Origin of the sequence: Paenibacillus dauci (genome assembly GCF_000971985.1) — a bacterium.
GTDB lineage: Bacteria > Bacillota > Bacilli > Paenibacillales > Paenibacillaceae > Saccharibacillus > Saccharibacillus dauci.
In genome coordinates this window covers 513,507-532,823 of record NZ_KQ040798.1, presented here as the reverse complement: position 1 = coordinate 532,823, position 19,317 = coordinate 513,507, and the positions used below count along the sequence as shown (strand labels likewise).

12 protein-coding genes are annotated in these 19,317 nt (G+C 45.4%); 4 read left to right on the top strand and 8 right to left on the bottom strand.

Annotated features, from left to right (window positions below; genetic code table 11):
* Positions 1-221: 221 nt before the first annotated feature.
* Complete coding sequence (locus WH46_RS02385; protein WP_052714084.1) at positions 222-3,446, top strand: S8 family serine peptidase; 3,225 nt, start codon at positions 222-224, stop codon at positions 3,444-3,446.
* 256 nt (positions 3,447-3,702) lie between these two features.
* Positions 3,703-6,969, top strand: coding sequence for a S8 family serine peptidase (locus WH46_RS02380; protein WP_082208286.1), 3,267 nt, complete (start codon positions 3,703-3,705; stop codon positions 6,967-6,969).
* Between the two features lie 282 nt (positions 6,970-7,251).
* Here the strand turns inward: WH46_RS02380 and WH46_RS02375 are convergent, their stop codons facing one another.
* The 3 genes from WH46_RS02375 to WH46_RS02365 all read right to left on the bottom strand — a co-directional run bounded on the left by WH46_RS02375 (position 7,252) and on the right by WH46_RS02365 (position 9,822).
* On the bottom strand, positions 7,252-7,776 hold the full coding sequence (locus tag WH46_RS02375; RefSeq protein WP_046225544.1) for a hypothetical protein: 525 nt from the start codon (positions 7,774-7,776) through the stop codon (positions 7,252-7,254).
* A 260-nt stretch (positions 7,777-8,036) separates the two neighbouring features.
* Positions 8,037-8,324 carry a DUF6171 family protein gene (locus WH46_RS23740; protein ID WP_082208285.1) on the bottom strand — a complete coding sequence of 96 codons (288 nt, stop codon included), beginning with the start codon at positions 8,322-8,324 and terminating at the stop codon, positions 8,037-8,039.
* 10 nt (positions 8,325-8,334) lie between these two features.
* Positions 8,335-9,822, bottom strand: a complete 1,488-nt coding sequence (locus WH46_RS02365) for an alpha-N-arabinofuranosidase (protein WP_046225543.1) — start codon at positions 9,820-9,822, stop codon at positions 8,335-8,337.
* A gap of 171 nt (positions 9,823-9,993) precedes the next feature.
* Here WH46_RS02365 and WH46_RS02360 point away from each other — a divergent pair, with 171 nt between their 5' ends.
* Complete coding sequence (locus WH46_RS02360) at positions 9,994-10,944, top strand: ArsR/SmtB family transcription factor (protein ID WP_017812879.1); 951 nt, start codon at positions 9,994-9,996, stop codon at positions 10,942-10,944.
* A gap of 79 nt (positions 10,945-11,023) precedes the next feature.
* Here WH46_RS02360 and WH46_RS02355 read toward each other — a convergent pair whose 3' ends face one another.
* From WH46_RS02355 to arfA, 5 genes are all read right to left on the bottom strand, one after another.
* Positions 11,024-12,373, bottom strand: coding sequence for an arabinan endo-1,5-alpha-L-arabinosidase (locus WH46_RS02355; protein WP_046225542.1), 1,350 nt, complete (start codon positions 12,371-12,373; stop codon positions 11,024-11,026).
* Positions 12,370-13,212: a carbohydrate ABC transporter permease gene (locus WH46_RS02350; protein WP_017812881.1), complete on the bottom strand. Its 843-nt coding sequence runs from the start codon at positions 13,210-13,212 to the stop codon at positions 12,370-12,372. Before WH46_RS02350 ends, WH46_RS02355 begins: the two co-directional genes overlap by 4 nt.
* Positions 13,213-13,240: 28 nt before the next feature.
* Entirely contained in the window at positions 13,241-14,176 is a 936-nt protein-coding gene (locus WH46_RS02345) for a carbohydrate ABC transporter permease (protein WP_017812882.1), read from the bottom strand.
* Between the two features lie 161 nt (positions 14,177-14,337).
* Entirely contained in the window at positions 14,338-15,693 is a 1,356-nt protein-coding gene (locus tag WH46_RS02340; RefSeq protein WP_046225541.1) for an ABC transporter substrate-binding protein, read from the bottom strand.
* A 104-nt stretch (positions 15,694-15,797) separates the two neighbouring features.
* On the bottom strand, positions 15,798-17,285 hold the full coding sequence (gene arfA / locus WH46_RS02335; RefSeq protein WP_046225738.1) for an arabinosylfuranosidase ArfA: 1,488 nt from the start codon (positions 17,283-17,285) through the stop codon (positions 15,798-15,800).
* A gap of 1,023 nt (positions 17,286-18,308) precedes the next feature.
* Between arfA and fur the strand changes: the two genes are divergently transcribed.
* The gene (gene fur / locus WH46_RS02325; protein WP_017812885.1) at positions 18,309-18,800 is read left to right on the top strand and encodes a ferric iron uptake transcriptional regulator; all 492 of its coding nucleotides are present in this window, start codon (positions 18,309-18,311) and stop codon (positions 18,798-18,800) included.
* Positions 18,801-19,317 lie beyond the last annotated feature (517 nt).

Here is a 19,317-nt window from a genome sequence, read left to right as displayed (position 1 = left end):
AAGGTTACTCAATTATAAGTAACGCAAAATTTATCTATACATGGATAAAATATCTAGCCAGTGGTTAATTCAGGTGGTAATATAATGCTATGTAATAAAATATTCCTATAAAATAGAAAAGGGGGTCAATAAAGCTTACATAGTTATTAATGGTGGAATTAGGGGTATAATCGGGATTTTTGACAACTGAATAACCAAATTGATGAAATGAGGGACGAAATTTGACTAAACTACATGTTGTTCGCAAGTTATCTGTAGTATCCATGGCTGCTCTGCTCGCAGCAGGGACAGTATGGTCTCCGGGCGCAGCCTATGCCGCAGAACAGGGTACAGTGACATCGCCTTATCTGCTGGATCAAAAACAACTGCCCGATAAATTAATCAGCCTGACTTCCGGGGAAACCAATGTCATTTCACCCAAAATCAATACAGGTTCCAAACAGACGATCCGTGTTATCGTTCAGCTGACCAACCAGCCGGTAGCTGTAGGAGAATATGCTGCTCAGATGGGCATTCGTTCCATGGCTGCCGAATCAACCGAGAGCGCTATCAATTCCCAGCAGAACTCTATTGTGAAGCAGGCGCTGGACAAAGGAATCAATCTGCATGTCAACTATCGCTACAACACGGTACTGAACGGCATGGAAGTATCCATCCCGGCTAATCAGATTCCCAAACTTGCCGAACTGCCTGGCATCAAATCTATTTTTGAAAACAGTACTTATTACACTATCCCTGTTCAGGAACCGCCAACCCTGACAGCAAAAGCAACGCAAGCTACATATGACCCGGCACCGCTTACTCTGATTGGTGCCCAGCAGGCCTGGAACAAAGGTCTGACTGGTAAAGGTGTCAAAGTCGGTGTTATTGACACCGGTGTCGATTATGAACATCCCGATCTCAAAAACGCCTATAAAGGCGGATATGATTCCGTAGACAAAGATTTCGATCCTTATGAAGACAGACCATTGTCCGTGGATGAAGATCCATACGGCACAGGGTTTGAAGGAACTTCCCATGGTACGCACGTATCCGGTACGATTGTAGGTCGCGCCGAGAACAAAACAAGTGATATCGTACAAAAAGGTATCGCTTATGATGCCAACCTGTATGCTTATCGTGTACTGTCCCGTAACCCAGAGACCAACCGTGCTTCCGGTTCATCGGCACAGGTTATTGACGGTATCGAGCATGCAGTCAAAGACGGAATGGATGTTATCAACCTGTCCCTGGGCTCCGATTCCGAGAAAGATGTAAATTCTCCGGATTCTGTAGCGATCAACAATGCAGTACTGGCAGGCGTAACTGCTGTAGTAGCGAATGGTAATGCGGCAGATTCCGGTTATTATTACTACTCTATGGGTTCACCGGCAAGTTCCCAGCTGGCGATTTCCGTAGGAGCATCTTCTATTCCTTTTGCTACGTATACAGCTACGGTATCCGCATCGGTATATGGCAACAAAGGTGCAGCAGTTAGCGAAGATGTATACGGTGATCCATCTGCGAAGTCTTATGGACTTAACGTAATGAGCTGGTATGTATCCAGCAGCAACTTTGCCGAGATTCTTGGTACAGATACCCATGAAGGCGTGTATGTGGGACTGGGTGCCGAAGCTGATTATGCAGGCAAAGATGTGAAAGGCAAAGTAGTGCTGATTTCCCGTGGTAATCTGCCATTTGTCGATAAAATGAAAAACGCCAAAGAACACGGCGCCAAAGCAGCTATCATCTTCAACGGTAACTCCAAAGCAAGCAATCCGAATGAAGCGGATCTGTCCGAAAGCATTTCGGGTCGTGACAGTCATGTAGGGGCAACCGGATTTATCGGTGAAGGATTCGATTATGTACCAACCTTTGATATGGCTGGTAAAGAAGGTCGTGCACTGGCAAGAGAAGCACTTGCTTCCGAAGGTGAGCTTGAATTTACATTTGGTAACGAGTATCCAAAAGATGAAGTACGCGGTGATACAATGGCTTCCTTTAGCTCCCGTGGACCGAACCAGGATGGTCTGCTCGGTATCAAGCCTGATGTATCTGCACCAGGTGTGAATATTCGTTCTTCCGTACCTGCCTATGGCAAGTACATCAAGGATGCATCGTACAGCAGAGCCTATGAGCGCCAAAATGGTACAAGTATGGCTTCGCCGCACGTAGCCGGTATGGCTGTACTGCTCAAGCAGGAGCATCCGAACTGGACTCCATTCGATATTCGTGCAGCACTGGCGAATACTTCGGACACACTCTATGATCTGTCCAATACACAGTATGATGTCTATTCACAAGGTGCTGGCCGTGCGAATGTTGGAACGGCTGTGTATACACCAGCTGTTCTGCAGACCGTAGAGGATATCACAATTCTGGATAAGAACTGGATGCGCAAAACCATTACCAATTACAATTCTTCTGCTGCTTTTGGTACGGTAGCTGCCGGAAGTGAAGCCCTGATCAAAGAACTTCAGGTGAAGAATACTTCCGGATCGGCGATCACGTATCAGGCAAGTGTAAAAATGCACCCGAATGTAACTTCTGATCCGAGTGAGCCGATTGCGACACCGGACGTAAGCAACATCGAAGCCAGCCTGCAGGGGCTAAATGGAGGTAACTCGATTACAGTTGGTGCCAACTCGGCTTCCGCCTTTAAGCTGGCTGTCAAACCATCAGCTGCAGCTGCAACAGGCGTATATGAAGGTGACGTTGTATTGACTGCAAATGGATATCCGTCTCTGCATCTGCCATTCGTTCTCCATGTAGGTAACAGTGTTCCTGATGCAGGTCTGGGTGTACAGGAAGTAAATCTCAGCAATACGGTTATCCGCTTGAACGGCAAAGAAGATTCTACTAATGTAGGATTCCGTCTGACCTCTACCAATGCGAATGTTCTTGAGCTGAATGTCTACGATATTGAAGATGAATATGTAGGCACTCTGGTACAGGTACAGAAGCCTTACGAACAGGGAAGTACCGAAGTATTTGCTCCAGGATACTATCAGTTCAATAATGTCGATAATATTTATATGGCTTATGGTACAGGTGGCAGCTATGGACGCAAAGTTCTAGGCAAAGGAGTCTACAAACTGGAGATTAATGCTTATTACCATTCTCCATCTGGCAACATTGACCAGAATTCTATCAAACGTGCCTATAGTTCTTACCGCATTGCAGGTACGGAGAAGGACCGCGTAGCTACAGCAGCCAAACAGTTTAATTATATCCTGGATGGCAAAAATAACCTTGGTGAATATGTACTGCCTCTCACTTCAGACAGCCGCGTGAAGTATGAAGTGCTGTCCAGTAGTGATGAGAAGTATGTTAACAACAACGGTGTGCTCGTCAAATATCCGTACACTGATTATCGGATTGCCAGACTGCAGGTCAAAGTTAGTTCTGCAGTAGATCCAAATGCATATCAGATTGTAAATGCACTGGTGAAAATCACCAAACCTTAAATCACGGCTAACGCAAGTTAGTAGTTGTGGATAAAAAGCAATAGGATGTTCGGACATTCTTCTGACAGACATGAATACACTTACGGGTGTACACATGGATGCCGGAAGAATGTCTTTTTTATATTTCTATCTATAGGTCGATGACAAGCCGGTCTCCAGTGAATACAATTTATGGAGAAAATAGCTATTCATGAGTCACCTGTAATGATACGATATGGCTGCGGGAAATGAGCAAGCATAATAAGGAAACGAGGGAATGTATTTGAAAAAGTTACATGTTCTGCGCAAGTTGTCTTATGGTTCACTAGCTGTACTGATTACCGCTGGAATGGCAGTCTCTCCAGCAGCAGCTTATGCTGCATCGGGGACATTGTCTTCTCCATACGTGCTGGATCAGCAAAGCCTGCCGGATAAGCTACTCAGTCTGACTACCGGCGAGACGAATGTGATCTCTCCTGACATCAATACCAATTCCAGTCAGCGAACCAATGTAATCGTCCAACTGACTACACAACCGGCTGCGGTTGGGGAATATGCGTCAACGATCGGGCTGGAATCGGTAGCAGCAGAGTCTACAGAGACTAAGGTTAACTCCCAGCAGACTTCGATTATTAATCAGGCACTTGCCAAAGGCATACAATTAAAAGTCAACTATCGCTATAATACGGTGTTGAATGGATTGGAGATTTCTATTCCTGCCAATCAGATTCCGGTACTGGCCCAGCTACCGGGAATCAAGTCCATTTATGATAACAGTGCAGTATATCATATTCCGGTCGAAGAAAGACCGCAGTCTGTCGGTCAGGCAACCTATGATCCATCCGCTCTGTCACTGATCGGTGCACAGACAGCATGGGCCAAGGGATTGACGGGGAAAGGGGTAAAAGTCGGTGTTATCGATACAGGACTCGACTATCTGCATCCCGATCTGAAAAAAGTCTATAAAGGTGGCTATGATTCTGTAGACAAGGATCGTGATCCTTATGAAACTCCGCCAATCAGTATTGATCAGGATACATACAAGCTGGGATACCCGGGGAGTCTGCACGGCACCCATGCAGCCGGCATAATTGCAGGTCGCGCCGAGAACAAGACCAGTGAAGTCGTACAAAAAGGAGTAGCCTATGATGTAGATTTGTATGCATACCGCGTCGCTTCACGCAACCCGGCTACCAACAAGGAAAGCGTTAATTCGGCTACACTGATTGATGGAATTGAACATGCAGTCAAAGATGGCATGGACATTATTAATCTCTCTCTAGGAATCAGTACCAACAAAGATGTGAATTCACCTATTTCTACTGCGGTCAACAACGCCGTACTCAGTGGCGCAACAGTCGTGGTGGCTAATGGTAATGATGCCGACTCCGGTCCGTACTACTATTCGGTGAATTCTCCGGCTACTTCGCAGCTGGCTATCTCGGTGGGTGCTTCTTCGATACCGTACCATTTATACCAGGCAACTGTAACAGCTTCGGTCTATGGAGACCAGCCTTCACGTATATCGAATACAGATAAAGGTACGACAGTGCAGAATAATGTGTACGCCAACACATCGACAGGACAGAGCTATCCGCTTAATGTGATGGCATGGCAGCTGAACCGCGAGAATTTTGCAGAGATGATCGGTACTGGCAAGGTAGAGGGAATCTACGCAGGATTAGGAGCGGAAGCGGATTACCAGAATAAAGATGTTACAGGCAAAATCGTTCTCGTATCCCGTGGCAATCTGCAATTTGATGACAAGATCAAAATTGCTGCCAAGCATGGCGCACGTGCGGTAATTATTTTCAACGGTAATGCACAGGCGGCTCACCCTGATGAAGCCGATCTATCAGCGAATATCAGCGGACGTGACGGTTATCTGGGATCGACTGCTTATATTGGAGAAGGATTTGAATATATCCCTGCTTTTGATATGAGTGGGGTGGAAGGACGTGCACTGGCACGCGCCGCACTAATACATCCTGAGCAGCCGATTCAGTTTCGTTTTGACGCCAACTATCCCAAGACCGAAGTAGACGGCGACCGGATGGCAAGCTTCAGTTCGCGTGGTCCGAACCAGGACGGACTATTGGGAATCAAACCAGATATGGCTGCACCTGGTGTGAATATTCGTTCTACCGTGCCAGCATATGGCAAGTATGTTCAGGACGCCTCCTACAGCCAGGCTTACAAGCGTGAGAGCGGTACAAGCATGGCGGCACCGATGGTTGCAGGAATGGCGGCTTTGCTGAAGCAGGAGCATCCGGATTGGACGCCTTTTGATATTCGGGCAGCCATGGCCAATACTTCGGATCGTCTCACCGATGAGTCCGGCAAAGTCTATGATGTCTATTCCCAGGGAGCAGGACGCGCCAATGTAAGTGCAGCTGTCTATACACCGGCTGTCCTGCAGACAGTAGAGCCAGTTACCATCCTGGACAAAAACTGGAAACGCCAGACGATTACCAATTACAATCCGTCTGCTGGATTCGGTACTGTACCGGCAGGCAGCAGCGAACAGCTGAAAAAGCTTCAATTAAAAAACACCTCTGGTGCAGCAGTTACGTATCAGGCAAGTGTGAATATGCATAACAGCGTGACGTCCGATCCTGCACGATCAATAGCCACACCGGACACCAGCCAGATTCAAGCCCGTCTGCAGGGACTGGGAGCAGGGAATACGATTACTGCGGGCGCTCATGCTGCTTCCGAGTTCACATTGGCGCTACAGCCATCTGCAGCGGCAGTGGAGGGTGTGTATGAAGGAGAAGTGGTACTGACTGCTGCAGGCTATCCATCTCTGCATTTACCATTTGTTATTCATGTCGGTCAGAATGCTCCGGATATCGGACAGGGTATCCAGGATATCTCGATCAGCAATACAGTGATCCGTATGAACGGCCAAGAGAAGTCAGCAGATATCGGCTTCCGTCTGACTTCTACAGATGCCAATGTGCTGGAACTGAATGCGTATGGTCTGGATGGCAAGTATGCAGGTACACTGGTCCAGCAGGTAAGAGAACCGGTTAATGGAGCGTATCCGATCCATCCGCCGGGATATTATACATTTAATCATATCGATAATATTGCAATGGTACTGACGGCTTCGGGACAGACTGCTTTCCAGGCGCTGCCCAAAGGGGTCTACCAGCTGGAAATCGCAGCTTATAATATTGATGAAACAGGTAACGTCAAACGCAGCTCCACCAAGCGTGCAAATCTGTCCTACCGAATCGATGGTACAGAGACGGATCGTGTCGCTGAAGCCGTACGTCCATTTAACAAAATCCAGACCGGTAACCATACCATAGGTCAACCGGTGCTGACACTGCCGCAGGACGAACGTCTGGTATACAAAATCATCTCTAGCAGTGGCGATAAATATGTTAACGATGCAGGTGTATTGATCAAGTATCCGGCAGGCAGCTACAGTATTGTACGTCTGCAGATCCAGATCAGTTCGGCAGTAGACGCGAGCGTATCCCAGACGGTCAATGCACTGGTAAAAGTGGAAGGAAGCAAAACGAAAACAAAGTAACCCGAATATTCTCGAACCAGTGTCTATGCAAAATGAATAGACATGGTCATACACGTGCAGTAATAATGAAAATCGCATGCTGCGCAAGAGTACAGATTCATTGATAAAGACAATATAAAAACATGCACAATAAAAAGCACACTTGCTCTATAGGACAGTTTCCATTTCTTGTATCAGAGAATGGAGACTGCGCTGGAGCAGGTGTGCTTTTTGGTTGGAGACAGTTAAATGATGCAACTCATCCGAATTGCAATTCCTGGCGCCTATTGAATATCCGATTGATTAATCGGTTACGCCAAGCTGATGGTACAGCAATTGCTGCTGTTTCACCGCTTCATCATATTTGGAATGGTCCGGCTGTTCCAAAATATACGTTAGATCGTCATGGAAATCCTGCAACATATAACCTTCTGGCAGATCTTCGAACAGGCTATGGAAATCGGCAGTCGGAAGATTGATCTCTCCTGCAGCCATACGACTGAGCCACTCGATCCAGTCGGACACAGACAGGACGCCAGTCATGCACAGGTCTTCCTGTAGGCTGATAGTATCCTGCAGCCGTTCATAGTTTTCCGGTTCAGCAAAGCGCTGGAACGCGAGCACAACGACCGTATACAGCGCCTTGGCAGCTTCGGCATCTTCTCCTTCGAGTGGATTTTCCAGACGGCTGTAGAAATCGTCTACCGTAATCTGGCTGCCTTCATCGTACAGCAGAGGGACGACAGAGCATTGATGCAGTATGTCTACTAGAGTATCTTCGTTTATTATTCCTTCACTAAACAGTTTTTCCAGATGGTGTGGTGACATAGGAACCTCCATAACATTTATAATCCATCAGCTGTCTTTCGGTAATATATTGCGACACTACAACGAGGGAAGACAGCTTGGCTTTTTTATAAAATAACCAGTATGGATTATACACTAACTGCTAACAAATAGCATAGGTTTATTGATGCTGTGCGTGAATCAGGATTCATACCTTAACGGAAAAGGCAAAGATTATTAATGAAGCAAAAGGAAAAGGTTCTCTACAGCTCCTAGCTGCCGCTCTGGACTGGATCTCGTTGCTAGGATTGCCACTGCGATCCATAGGGTGAAGGACAGCTGGAGGCAGCCAGGCGAGTACGTATATGCACCAGACAGCCGCAGTGTTTGCAGGTGGTTCCGTACTGCAGGGAAGAGCAGGACATGCACTGGGCAAATCGCTGCTGCTGAATCTCCACATTTGTAAGTTCATCTACTGTTTTCCCCTGTAGTGCTATCGTCACGAGTCGTTCTATCTTCTCCTCCGAGAGCTGAGGACTGCGATTACAGCCTTTACAGCCCTGTTCTGACCCTGTACGCGTATACTTCATAATTAAGTCCTTAGGCTAGCGTGATAGCGGCTACCGAAGCAGGAGGAAGCTGGAAGCTCAGGGTACCGTCCTCAGAAAGGGATACCTCAAAGGCAGTAGGAGTCACATTTTCCGGCTGCTCAAATGTATTATGTGCATTCAGTGCATCGGCTGCCAGGAGTTGGCCGGTTACATGGTACGTGTCTTGATCTGCGCCTTCGATTTTGCAAGAGAAGGACTCTCCGTCAGCATGACTCAGATTGCAGATAGTCAGATGGATTTTGCCGCTTTGATCACGGGAAGCAGCTGCACTGATTTTGGCGATCGACTGGGCTCCCAGTTTGTATTCAGGGCTTTCATACTGCAGATCCAGGCGTTCACTGTCCTGATGCACCTGATACATATCAAAGACGTGGTACGTAGGAGTGAGGATCATTCGATCTCCTTCTGTCAGAACCATCGCCTGCAGCACATTGACCATCTGGGCGATATTGGCCATTTTGATCCGATCCGAGAATTTGTAGAACAAGTTCAGATTTACACCAGCCACAAGTGCATCACGCATCGTATTTTGCTGGAACAGGAACCCTGGATTGGTACCCGGCTCGACGTCGGTCCACATACCCCATTCATCGATGATCAAGCCGACCTTTTTATCCGGATCATATTTATCCATGATGCGTGAGTGCTTCACGATCAGTTCTTCCATATGCAGTGTCAATCGGAGTGTCTGGAACCACTCTTCTACACTAAAGTCAGTGGCCGATCCTTTGACAGGGAAAAATTCACCGGAAGGGAGTGTATAGTAGTGAAGGCTGAGTCCATCCATCATATGTGCAGCTTCACGCATTAATACTTCAGTCCAGTGATAATCATCGACATTTGGACCACAGGCGATTTTGTAAATCGTATTATCACCATAATTACGCACATAGGTAGCATAATGCCGGTATAGATCGGCGTAATATTCCGGGCGCATGTTACCGCCGCAACCCCAGTTTTCATTACCTACTCCAAAATAAGTCACTTTCCATGGCTGTTCCTGTCCATTCTTACGGCGCAGATCAGCCATAGGTGACGTTCCGTCCAGCGTCATATATTCGACCCATTGCTGCATCTCGTGAACGGTACCGCTACCTACATTCCCACTGATATAAGGCTCGGTATCGAGCAGCTCACACAGACGAAGGAACTCATGAGTGCCAAAGTGATTATTTTCTTCAACGCCGCCCCAGTGGTTATTGACCATGCGCGCACGCTGTTCACGCGGGCCTATACCGTCTTTCCAATGATATTCATCAGCAAAGCAACCTCCCGGCCAGCGAAGAACCGGAATATGTAATTTTCGAAGCGCTTTCAAAACATCATTGCGAATACCTTCCGTATTGGGAATAGGGGAATCTTCACCAACCCACATGCCTTCATAAATACATCTGCCTAGATGCTCGGCAAACTGTCCATGCAGATAGCGGCTGATCATACCTTTGCTTTCTTTTGCATTCATATTCATATTAATCATAAATAAATTCCTCCTTAATATGGTTAAATTGCCTTGAAATGCACCTTTATATTAACAGGTAATATAAAATTTGAGAATAACTAGTGATAACGTTTGTATTTTTGTTAACATAAGGATATAGTGGAAAGGTATATATTAATGGTACACACTCGCTAATGGAGGAGCCTGAATATGAATCTGGATATTTCGGATAAATCGCTGCCGGTATACGAAGCCCTGGCCAGCAGTGTACGGCACAAGATCATTCAATTGCTCGCTGAACGACCGATGAATATTCGCGAGCTGGCGGAGGCTGTTGGTCTGACCAGCGCCATCGTCTCCATGCACGTCAAGAAACTCGAAAAAGCAGCTATCATCTCTACCAATATGCAGCCCGGCAAAGGCGGTGTACAGAAAGTGTGTTCTCTTCAGGTTGAAGAAGCGAATATCATTTTCCCGAACAAAATCGAGCATCTTCGCCAGTATCACGAAAGCGAAATCTCGATCGGACACTATACCGACCTTCAGGTCGAACCAACCTGCGGACTGGCTTCGCCGGAGAAGTTTATCGGCCAAGTGGATGATACCCGGTATTTCTTTGATGCCGAACGCTTTCAGGCCAAAATACTTTGGTTCAGCGAGGGATTTATCGAGTACAAAATTCCGAACTTTCTGTTATCTACCGAAAATCCGCTGGAGCTGCTCGTCTCGCTGGAAATTGCTTCTGAAGCGCCGCTTACAGACAACCGTTTTCCTTCGGATATCACCTTCTATCTGAATGATGTCAAACTGGGTACATGGACCAGTCCGGGAGACTTTGGTGACAAGCGCGGTAAGTATAACCCGCAGTGGTGGCCTGATATCGTCAATCAGTATGGACTGCTGAAGCATCTGCAGGTATCACGAGACGGTACGTATATGGATGGTATCCAAATATCGGATATTACGCTGGATCATGTAAATGTACGTGACCGACAGTGGACACTGCGTATCGCTGTAGAGCCTTCGTCCGAACATGTGGGCGGACTGACTTTGTTTGGTCGTGGGTTCGGTAACTACAACCAGGATATCGTATTCCGTCTGTATTATGACAAATTGGTCCATTCCGGCTCGGCATCCAGCGAACTGGAGAAGCAGGTCTGATTGTAAACGCTTTAGATAACAGGCCATAAAAAAAGGGGAGAAACAAATGTTTCTTCCCTTTTTTATGTTCATGCTATCATTATATGATTGTCGATGCAATTTGTTTTCCCCAGATAGACCAGCCTTGTGCGGTCATGCCGGTAAAGATAATCGTGGAACAGTGTCTCTCCCAATCCCAGGAAGGCAGCAGCTTCACTTCACTGCGCTGCAGCTCACCGGTAGTAGTTGACCACTCCAGAATCAATGTACGTGCATCCTGCATCTGCCAGTGACCTATCTGACCCTTATGATGCAGACTGCCATCCTCATGAAGTTCCAGAGGTTCCGAAGCAATCTGATCGTTCTCGCTTGGATCCAGCAAGATGGTCTCCCATTGTCCTGTCAATTGCTTGGGTTCCAGATCTTGTTCCTGTTCACCGGCATAACGCTCCGGTGAAACGACCGGCCATCCGTCTGCCGTCCAAAGAATCTTGCGGATATGGAGGTAGGACCAATGCTTGTCCTGCTCACCACGTGCATGATGAACGATGTAGAAAGTACCATCATCATTCAAAACAGAATTATGCCCTGGAGCGATCCAGCCTTCACCTTCTCCGAAGCGATAACCACCCACAATTTTATTGCCGATCTCATGCTGCGGACGATAATCGATATCGGTCAGTACATGACCATGGATATCGGTATAAGGGCCGGTAATATGATCAGCACGAGCTACCCGTACATTGTAATCCTTGAACAGCGAATCATAAGAGACAAATAAATAATACTTTTTAAATTCGGGATGATACACAATATAAGGACCTTCTATGGCACCATCAACAGTTGCTTTGTCACGGATCGCCAGCAGTGTGCCAAATCCTTCGATGGTAGGCTTACCAGTCCGTTGATCCAGCGGCAAAATATGAATACCGCCAAAAAAGGAGCCATAGACCATCCACTGTTGACCTTCCGTATCATTTACTACATGGGGATCAATTGCATTAGGACCGTCGCCTTCCTGTGTACGAACCACACAGCCGCAGTCTGTCCATGGACCTTCCGGAGAATCGCTCTCCATCAGTCCAATCATCGAACGTGTACTGCCAAATGTCGAAGCCGAGTAATACATCCGGTATTTGTCGCCGACTTTCACGACATCGGGTGCCCATAGATTAATCGCCTGCGACCATTCGGTAGCAATTTCCGGAATGCCCGGAAGGGCGTAGCCGACCCATTCCCAGTGAATTAAATCCTGGGAACGGCGTACCATGATGCCTGGAGTCAGCTCGCCGCCCATACGGACGTCGGTAGAATAGATGTAGTAACCCTGATCCGTTTTGAGGATACCCGGATCATGGGCGTTGTTTATGGTCCATTTGGATTCGTCATCCAGAATGGTTGTATCGTAGAGCTTGTCTTCCGGAGGAGAGGTAGGGAATAGAATACTCATCCTTTCACCCCGGAGATCGCTACGGATTCAATGATTTGACGCTGGAAGATCAGGAAGATGATCAGGATAGGCAGCAAGGATACAACAGATGCAGCCATAATCAGCGGATAATCACTTTGAATAGCGTAGCTGGCATTGAAGTTTGCGATAACGAGCTGCAGAGTCTGAATTTCCGGAGAGTTCAGATACAGGATTGGAGGCAGGTAATCATTCCAGATTCCCATAAACCACAGGATCAGCTGCGCAGCAATCGCCGGTTTGATCAGCGGTACGATGATGCGTGCATAAATACCAAAGTAGGAAGTACCATCGATTTTGGCTGCTTCAATAATCGCGTTTGGAATACTGTACAGATACTGACGCAGGAAGAAGATCATAACTACGTTACCGAATAGACCCGGTACGATCAGCGGCAGCAGGGTATCTACCCATTCCCATCCCGAGAACATAATGAACTGGGAAATCATAACTGCTGGATAGGGAATCATCATCGATGACAGCAGCAGCAGGAAGATCTGGTTTTTCATAGGAAAACGCATTTTGGCAAAAGCAAAAGCGGCCAGACTGGAAGTCAGCGTACCGATCACAGTTACTGTGATGGCTACGATCAGACTGTTGATAATACCACTCATGAGCGGTCCGGCAGTCCAGATCTCAACATATTTGGCAAATTGGAAGTCTTTTGGAATCCATTCTGGTGGAAGGGCGAATACCGCTTCACGGTTTTTGAACGATGTGGAGATCATCCAGAGCAGCGGCAGAATCATAAATACCGCACCTATACATAAAATAATGAAAATAATCGCATTGGTCATTTTTTGCTGCTTGCTGTATACCATCTCTTAACTCACTCCTTCTCTATCGTGATCAATCCATATCGAATGAGGAACGCTCATTCATCTTGAACTGAATCAGAGTAACAATGAAAATGAACAATCCCAGAATAACGGCCATCGCGGAGGCATAACCCATTTGCAGATTCTCAAATGCTTTTTGCCAGATGTAGAATACGACTGTAGCGGAAGAGTACTCCGGTCCGCCTGTAGGTGTCATGATGTTGATTTCCGTAAAGATCTGGGAACCACCAATGATGTTGGTAACAACCAGGAAGAAAGTTACCGGTTTGACCATCGGCCAGGTAATGTGACGGAACATGCTGAAACCACTGGCACCATCCAGTTCAGCCGCTTCATAGTACGTACGGGATACACTTTGCAGGGCAGCCAGGTACAGCAGCATGGAGAAACCAAGACCTTTCCAGATTGTCATCAGGATGATTGCTGGTTTAACGGTAGCTGTATTAGCCAGCCAGTTAGGACCTTTGATACCGAACAGGCCGAGGAACTGGTTGACGAGACCGTAGTCACCGTTATATGCCCATTGCCACAGGATAGAGATCGCAGCGAGTGAAGAGATAACCGGAACATAATAGATAACACGGAAAGCAGTTGTGCCCGGAATTTTACGGTTAAGTCCCAATGCGAGCAACAGAGATAGCAGAAGCCCGATAGGAATACCGATCATCAGGAAAAATGTATTGTACATGGATGTGTAGAAAAAGTTGTCTGTAAACAATGTCTTATAGTTGTCCAGACCGATAAAGTTCATCTGACCAAGTCCATTCCAGTCGGTAAAAGAGCCGTATACCGAATAAAGAGCCGGATAAAGCGTAAACAGCAAAAAGCCAATGACTGGCGGTAAAATGAACAGGAAGCCATAAATTTTCTCTTTACGATACAGATTGGATCTCTTTTTAACCATGCTCGCATTTCCTTCCTGGTAAATATCAGAAGTTGCTTTCATAAGTTCACCCCTATGTTTCTAAATAGGTATTGCAGCATTGCTACAGTACAGTAATGAAAATGATGTTAGCCTCTCGGAAAGAGCCTGAGAACACTAACATCATTTTCGCTGTTATTACATAACGTTCTTACTGATTCCATTCTGCAGTAGGATGGAGGATATTATTTGCTTTTTTTGCTTTCTTTAGCTTTGTTCTCTGCAGCTACAGCTTGATCGAGCATAGCCTGCATTTTCGGTTGTTCCTGTTTTAAAAAATCAGCAACTGCAATTTTGCCGTCAAGTACAGGTTGCAGGTCTGTAAAGAACAGTGCATACCATTCAGCATTGTACGTGTATTGACCTGGCAGTGGTCTGCCGTAGTCGTTCACGATTTGCAGATACTCTTCTTTGTTGGCAGGAGGGTTGGAAGAATCAGCTGCCCATTTCTTCGCCATATCTTGAAGGTTAGGAATTTGTACGCCGGCTTCAACCAGAGATTTTTGTCCGCTCGGTGAAGCAGACAGATACGTTACCAGTTTGGCTGCAAGTTCCGGATTGGCTGTTTTGTTGGATACACCGATACCCAGACTGCCTACCCATGAAGAAGGTTTGCCAGTAGATCCGGCAGGGAACGGAATAACATCATAATCAAATTTCAGTTCGCGTTTGAAAGTACTCAGATCCCATGGAGCGACAGGGAAGAAGGCCAGTTCGCCTCTCATCCAGCGTTGGTACGTATCCAGTGTTTGTGCTTGTTCGATAGCAGGAGTGATTTTGTATTTGTTCTGCATATCTACAAAGAACTGCAATGCTTCAATAAATTTAGGATCATCAATGGTTACTTTGGTATGTGTTTTATCCAGCCAGTCAGCACCATTACTCCATACGAATGGTTGCAATGTCCATTCTGCATTCAGACCGGTACCGAATTGATCCAGTTTGCCATCACCATCTGTATCTTTGGTGAGCTGCTGGTTCACTTTGATAAACTCATCCCAAGTGTAAGGTTTGTCTTTGTCCGGCAGCGGGATGCCTGCTTTTTCGAACATGGTTTTGTTGTATCCGAGTGCGAATGGACCCAGATCTTTTGGCAGACCATACAGGGCACCTTTGCCTACTTCGGTACCGTCATAACGATACATATCCACACCTTGTGGCCACATATTTTTCAGATCTACATCCGGTTTGTTCTCGATGTATTTAGTGATATCGAGCAAGATGTTGTTGTTAGTGTAAGCTTTCAGATCAGCAGGGTTGTAGAAAAATACATCCGGTACGCTGTTACCGGTAATTGCAGCTTGCAACTTGGCAGCATATTGGTCGGGATTCGTCTGGATCGCTTTGACTTTGATACCTGGATTATCCTGTTCAAATTGCTTTACAACTGCTGTGTAAGCTTTGAGTTCATCCGGGCCGCCGCGGAACATAAATGTCAGTTGATTCGGGTCCGAGGATCCTTTACCACCGCAACCTGCGAGTACAAGAGATAACATCATTACAGAAGCTAATACGATTAACCAGCTTTTTTTACCAAACATGGAATGACCTCCTCATAAAATTCGAACCTGTACATGGGTAAAGCTCGTTACCATTCACAATTTAGTGGATGGTAACGTATTCATAAAAGGAAAGGATGAGCAGCTCAGGCTTTGCGGAGTCGGATCACATTCCAGGACGTCTTCGCCAGACGGGCAGTCAGAATACCGTCATCCAGCTGAGATTGACCACCATTATGTGGAGCAACCTGTTCATTATCTGCCGTATTTACTGCCTTGAGATTATCATTCTCCAGAACAATATGTTCCTCGATACGATAGCCTTCAAAGGAGCGTACATCACAGTTCAGATCCAGTGAATCAGTCAGGTGGCGATTCAGCGCGAAGATCGTCAGGTGTTCGTTCTCTTCATCATATACAACTGCACTGTCCAGATAAGGAACATCTGTATAATCAGTAGCATCATATACCGGTGAATCGACTACAGGTTTCAAGGAAACACCGCGTCCGTAGACAGAAGCATGCATATAAGGATAGAAGATCGTCTGCTTCCATACCCGTCCGCCATCTTCGGTCATGATTGGAGCGATCACGTTGACCAGCTGTGCGAGGCAAGCCATTTTTACACGGTCTGCACGGCGCAGGAAGGTTAGCAGCATACTGCCGACCAGCAGGGCATCTTCAAAGTTGTATACGTCTTCCAATTGTGGAGGAGCGATACTCCAAGGATCCATTTTACTGTCTGCTTCATTGGAGTGATACCATACATTCCACTCATCAAAGCTTAAGTACATTGTTTTTTTGCTGCGTTTTTTGGCTTTGACAAAATCACAGGTAGAGATAATTGTATGGATAAAATGATCCATATCCATTGATCTTGCCAGGTAGTTGGCAGGATTATTCTCCTGGTTGCCATAATATTGGTGAAGCGAGATATAATCTACTGCTTCATAAGTATGATCGAGAGTGGTGGCTTCCCACTGAGGGAATGTAGGCATTGCTGTATTGGAGCTTCCGCAAGCTACAAGTTCGATAGAAGAATCGACTTGACGCATGGCTTTGGCTGTTTCCAGTGCCAATTTGCCGTACTCTTCCGCAGTCTTGTGACCAATTTGCCAAGGACCATCCATTTCATTGCCCAGGCACCAGGTTTTGATAGCGTATGGATCTGCATAACCATGCTGTTTGCGCAGATCGCTATAATAGGAACCGCCCGAATGGTTACAGTATTCAACCAGGTTACGAGCCGCATCAATACCGCGCGTACCAAGGTTTACAGCCATCATGACTTCAGAGCCGGCTTGCTTGGCCCACTTCATGAATTCATTTGTACCGACATAGTTTGGTTCGACGGTACGCCAGGCCAATTCCAGACGTTTTGGCCGATCTTCTACAGGACCAACACCATCTTCCCAATTGTAACCGGATACAAAATTGCCCCCTGGATAACGGATAATAGGAACCTGCAGCTCCTGGATCAATTCTTTGACGTCGCTGCGGAAACCGTTTTCATCAGCAGACGAATGAGAAGGATCATAAATACCGCCATATACTGCTCTGCCCAGATGCTCTATAAAAGAACCGTAAATTCTTTTATCCACTTCAGCAATCCGGAATGCCTTATCAACGATCATTTTGGCTTTCAGATTAGAGTGTGACAACGTGCTTCATCCTTTCCTGACATGCATGTTTATGTCTTCGATGTAATAGCGCTTTTTTTGGGCTTTTATTGAATAAATTTACAATCCGAATGTAGCATACATTTCTTAATCGGTCAACATTAATATTAATAATTAATGTTTTTATTAACATTAATGAAATAGAAAAGTAATTCCTTATTATTATATGTACATTGAGAAAACAAAAGCGCGTAAGGGTTTTTCAGGATAATATGTAACCGTATTCATTGTTTTTCCTATATCCCTTCTTTTAAAAGAATATAGAACTTAAATTAACTATATTATTATTTACCTTTATAAAATTTTGAATAGCATTGTATGTACAAGCTTATCATCTTCATTCCTTAAAAGCACTATGGAACGTACAAGTTATAAAGAGTGGATCATAGCATGAATTTTGCTACAAAAATTTTCGTTATCAAAAGCAGGTTATTGAAATATGGAAATAAATACAGCCTCATATTTATACTATTGCATACAAAAAAAGGCTGTATTCCTGAGAAAAGAATAACTTTTACGATGCTTCCTACTATAAAAAGAAGATATAAGATTAAATCCGATTGTGAAAATCTTCAGCTGCTTGTAAACATAATATATATAATTACATATAAATACTCAGACAAGCACTCAGCTTTATTAATCCAGATTTTTTGCTGCTTCTATTTACAAGGTATTATTCTTTTAGTTATTATAGAATTATAATTATTCTAAGTATAAATATGATATAATGAATTTATCGTAAATTAGTGTAAGCAGTGTGCGTGAAGATATAGATGAAGTTAATGCTTCGTATTATGCTTGTGAATGATAATAAATACAGGAGCGGAAAAACACCAAACAGTGGTTGTCCGCGAACACATATTTCTCAAACGTATATGACTGGATAACGATAACACTCGACCAATAACTGAATAATTGTATCGAAGACGGAAATGAAAATGAAAATTGCAAAATAAACCGGAAGGTGTGAATGACATTATGATGCTGACGGAACAGGTGGACAGAATCAAAGAGCGTCTGAAGTCTAAAGGCTATAAGCTGACTCCACAGCGTGAGACAACAATCCGGGTACTGCTGGAACATGAAAAAGATCATCTGAGTGCAGAAGAAGTCTTTTTGCTGGTAAAGGAAAGATTCCCGGAGATCGGTATGGCTACTGTTTATCGGGTGCTTGACCTATTGAATGAATTGCAGATCGTACAAAAGGTTAATTTTGGAGATGGAGCAGCGCGATTTGATTTGCGGGCAGCCAACAGTCCCCATTTGCATCATCATTTGATCTGTACGCAATGCGGCAATGTGGAAGAAATTATGGAAGACTGGCTCGTTTCATTGGAAAAACGGGTAGAACGCGAGTTTGGATTTACCGTAACCGATCATCGCTTGGATTTTCAGGGAGTATGTTCTTCCTGTCAGATGAAGGAACGGGAGAAAAACAAAGGCGGCAAGAACTGTCAGGCCGTATCCTGACCGGCAATCCTATCATCTACATTACCGGAAAGATCTTTCCCCGATCTTTCCGGTTTTTGATTGCCTTTTGCTGTCTGTTGAAGTATCAGAACTTGTAGAAACCTGCCGATATATGAGGAAAAGAGAATTCGCAATTATTTAGTAAGTACAGCACCATCTTGCAGTTTTTTTCTGTATACGGGTGAGGTGTGTTCATAAAATTTCAATTCTGCAAAAATCACGCTTCTATTTTTAAAGAAGCGGGTAAGTAATAAAACATGGATGAACCGATGAATGCAGCAGTCAAAGCGCACTCAGGTTCATTTTTGTATAGACTTATCCAGCAGGTTCTGCAGAAAACCGACTGCGGGACGGGATTCATGATTGGCCTCCGAAAAACGAATTTCCGGGCACTGGAATTTCTATTTCGTGAGGAGACTTTCTTTTACCTTATAAATCGCATCAAAGCAGGAAATCATCCGCACTTTTTTCACTCAGGTATAATTGACAGTTATCCGGCTTCCGCATTAACATAGGT